Origin of the sequence: Colwellia sp. C1TZA3 (genome assembly GCF_007954265.1) — a bacterium.
Lineage (GTDB): Bacteria > Pseudomonadota > Gammaproteobacteria > Enterobacterales > Alteromonadaceae > Cognaticolwellia.
Genome location: NZ_VOLS01000109.1, coordinates 1 through 4,330 on the forward strand (window position 1 = coordinate 1; position 4,330 = coordinate 4,330).

Consider the following 4,330-nt stretch of genomic DNA (forward strand, 5'->3'; position numbering starts at 1 on the left):
ATTTTAACCAGGCTGCACATCAGTGATAAAAGCTGGTTAAAACTTACCACAGAATTTGAAAGCCTATTCACTGGCGCGGTAGGTACTGCTCAACATTTATGTGAATTTAGTGAGCATGTTGGTTTGCGACGCTCGCATGGGCTAGCCAATGCTCAAGCTTGGCTAAATAGCGCATAACGTCACAGTTAAACAGTGAGTGACTTGATGTTATTTTATAATAACGGCTTTAACTTGGCTCAAATTCAAGGGTTTTACCAATATGAGCGGTAAGCCCGAAGATAATCGCAATTTACTTCATCGGTGGATATTTTAATAAGCTATAAATACCCGTAAGTTACTTACAATTATGGCTTGGCGTTATCATGGGTGGCATAGTTGATCAGGAAAAAGGACGATTAAAATGCGGCCTAAATCCAATTATCTCTTAATGTCCAACCTATGAGAATTGGCTAACTTCCAGCCTCAAGGGTAATTGTAATAGTTGAACCATATTATTTATGGCAACCAAGCCACATCAGGCTTCCAACTGCTTAGCCATACTGGAATGTCATCCGCAGGCATCGGCTTTGCAATGCCATAACCTTGGGCCAATTCACAGCCTAGTTGCAATAATGCAGTACCATGCTCAATAGTTTCTACCCCTTCAGCAATTACTTCAAGTTGGAAGGCTTTCGCCAAACTGACAACGCCCAGAACAATAGCTAAGTCATCAGCGTCAGTCAGCATGTCTCGTATAAAAGTCTGGTCTATTTTAATTAGGCTGGCAGGTAAACGTTTGAGATAAGTAAGGGAGGAATACCCAGTACCAAAATCATCTAGCGCAAAGTGTACGCCAAGGTCCATGCAAGCTTGCATGGTAGCAGAAACCTTACTGACATCACTTAGGGCGCTGGTTTCCAGTATCTCTAATTCCAAATGGTGTGATGACACATCAGGATGTGCGGCCAATAATGTTGACAAGCGTTCTACAAAGTTAGTTTGCTGGAGTTGATAAGCACTGAGGTTAACGCTAATGGGGAGTGTAATCCCCATCCGTTGCCATTGGCTTATTTGGCTCAGTGCCGTATCGATGACCCATTCTCCTATATCGAGGCTAATGGCGTGGTTCTCTATAATGGGTAAAAAATCGAATGGTGGCACTAAACCGCGTACGGGGTGTTGCCAGCGGATCAACGCTTCTACGCCCACCACGTCACCCGTAGACATATTTACTTTGGGTTGATAATACAAGACGAACTCACCTCTATCCATCGCCGCACTGATATTGGCGAGGTTTTCTTGTTTAATGTTAATTGCATCATCTTGGGTGCTATCAAATACGTGATAACAATTCTTACCGGCCTGTTTCGCTACGTACATTGCTTGGTCGGCATAACGCATAAGGATACCTGCATCTGCATCATCTTGAGGGCAAAACGCTACACCTATGCTAGCGGATATCTTTAATAGCAGATCCCCCACTGTGACCGGTTTGGACACTGCCAACAACAAGCGCTCTATTACTTCTTTGTAATCTTCAGTTTTGGCTAAATCGGTTAATACCAAGACAAATTCATCCCCCCCTATACGTGCAAGCGTATCCCAATCACGTAACGCCTCTTGCATACGCAGCGCGATAATAAGCAAGAGTTGATCACCGACATGATGACCGTGGTTATCATTGACGGCTTTAAAGTCGTCTAAATCCAGAAATACCACAGCGAGTGAACTATCATGGCGATAGCTTTGTAAGATGGCTTGATTTAGGCGGTCAGCAAGTAGGGTGCGATTGGGTAGATTGGTTAAGCTATCGTAATAAGCCAGCTGTTCGAGTTCATTTTGATGGGCATTGTTGAGCTGTGTAATGTCAGAGTAGAGGGCAACATAATGGCTAACTTCGCCGGTCGCATTTTTTACGACACTGAGGGAGAGGTTTTCTGGGAACACTTTACCATTTTTCTGACGATTCAAGATTTTACCAATCCAGTAGCCGTTGGTATTAACGGCATCCCACATCGCAGCATAGAAGGCTGCTGATTCTCTGCCTGATTGCAAAATACGGGGATTTTGACCGATAACTTCTTCACGGGAGTAACCAGTAACCTCAATGAAAGTGTCGTTGACTTCAATGATGCTGGCTGTGGCATCGGTGATGATGATGCTTTCACGGGTGTTAGAGAATACGATGGCAGCGAGCTGGAGTTTTTCTTCGTTTTGCTTGCGTTCGGTTATATCTGTATGCATGCCCACCACGCGTAGTGGCTTGTTATGACTGTCACGTTTTACTGTCATGGCGCGACTAAAAATCCATTTGTAGCTGCCATCCTGACAGCGCAAGCGAATCTCAATAGCAAACGTCACTAAGTTACCGGCTATAACATCCTTTATCGTTTGCAGTACATAGGCGCTATCATCGGGATGGATTAATGTGCTGAAGGTCTCTAAATTTTGAGTAACTTCATTTTTTTGATAGCCCAGCATTGACATCCACAAAGCCGAATAGTGAACTGCATTAGTCTGTATGTTCCAATCCCAAACGCCATCACCAGCACCTTTAATAGCAAAGGTGAGCCGTGCTTGGCTCTCTGTTAGTTCTGATGTTTTTAACTTGATCTTCTCTTCTAGCTCAACCTCATTTTGGCGTAATTTTTTAAAGCTTACCGTTAGCTGGCTAGCCATGTCTTTTAGCGTGGTACTTAAACTGGCATATTCTTTTATTTTGCTATCGGGAAAGGTGACCTGTTCACCACTAGCGATCTGTGTTGATAAATTTCGGCTGGTAACTTCTATTCGATTAAGTGCTCTGGTAAGCATGTGACTAATAGCAAATGAAAATAAAATGCCAAATGCGAGCAGTACTGTCATCCAAAAAAGCAACATCGCTTCTCTGTATTCCAGCTTGTTCATTAGCGATATTGCCGGTTGCTCAATAATTAGGTGGGTCGCTGTGTCTACACCCTCTAATGGCACATAAACCACATACCGACCTTGTTTCATGCGCTTCATAATAGATTTTTCACCAGTGGAGACCCATATGGAAAGGTTATTATTGAGCGCAATTAATTGACTTGCTGATGCTGTATTACTGACTACCTCCCCCTGATTAGCTATTATCCGACCATCATTTGCTATCACAGCTATAGCCATTTCAGACTCAAGCTCAATGGGGATCTTAGCCTTTGGGTCCGCTTCTAATCTTTTTATAAAGTTAACGGTACGCGCAGTAAGGCTTTCAACAAGTAATGTTTCCTGAAGTGAACGATGCTGAGCACCGTCATAAACGAGTGATATACCACCGGCCAACAATAGAATGGTTAGTAGAGTATGGAAAATTAAGTTAGTTAAGCGCAGTGATCCTAATCCGAGGCCAAAATTTTTGGCTGTAGGCCTAGATAGTTGCAAACCGATTAGAATAACGCCTGTTATTAGTGTATTAAACAGGCCATTTAACGGCTGTTTCATACTAATAAGGAAGGTAGCCTGCCAAGTTATATCAAGCTGGCTATGATAAAAGAATAATATTAGTGGTACGCCTATTAGCAACCAATAGACTAAATCTGCCATTAACAAATCACAAAGCCCCCGCCGGTAAAGCTGGCTAACGACTAAGGCCTCAACAGAAAATATTATCAAAGCATAAGGATGCTCCCAGAGGAATATAGTCACCAGTCCGCCTGCTAATGCGACTAATACAGCCGGGACTGTGCCTAAAAATAGGATAGCAAACATCACGGCAATGGAGCCAAAGATGAAGTCTATCCCATAGAACAAGGGCACATTGAGAGTGTTCGCAGCCATTGCAAACAAGGCCAACACTAGTGTGGCAACTATTTTTACTTTTTTTGTTAGCAAGGGAAGTCTAGTGGAATAAGTCATATTACTCGATTAACTGTTTGTATCTAAAAAGGAATATGACACAAATAGCTAAAAAAAGAACTAAAATTTATAAACTGTTAAATACCATTTAGGTCATGTCTTTCATTTTGCTTTTTAAATATTTATCAGGCTATTTATCAGGCCACCCATAATATTTATCAGGCCACCCATTAATATTTATCAGGCCACCCATAATAACGTGTGCATATTTGAACCACAATATTTATCAGGCCACCCATAATAACGTGTGCATATTTGAACCACAATATTTATCAGGCCACCCATAATAACGTGTGCATATTTGAACCACTAAACTAGACTTAATTTACCTTTATTAATTTCGGTAATTGTTATGCCTAAGCCTCGCTCACAACAAATCAGTTTAGTAGATACCTCCTATTATCACATCTGCAGCCGTACAGTACGAAAGGCTTTTTTATGTGGCGTAGATAAGGAAACGGGTGTCAGTTTTGAA

General features: G+C 42.1%; 1 protein-coding gene. It reads right to left on the reverse strand.

What is annotated here, in order from left to right; all coding sequences use genetic code 11:
- Positions 1-495: 495 nt before the first annotated feature.
- Positions 496-3,831, reverse strand: a complete 3,336-nt coding sequence (locus ESZ39_RS17175; RefSeq protein ID WP_262984510.1) for an EAL domain-containing protein — start codon at positions 3,829-3,831, stop codon at positions 496-498.
- Positions 3,832-4,330: the final 499 nt, after the last annotated feature.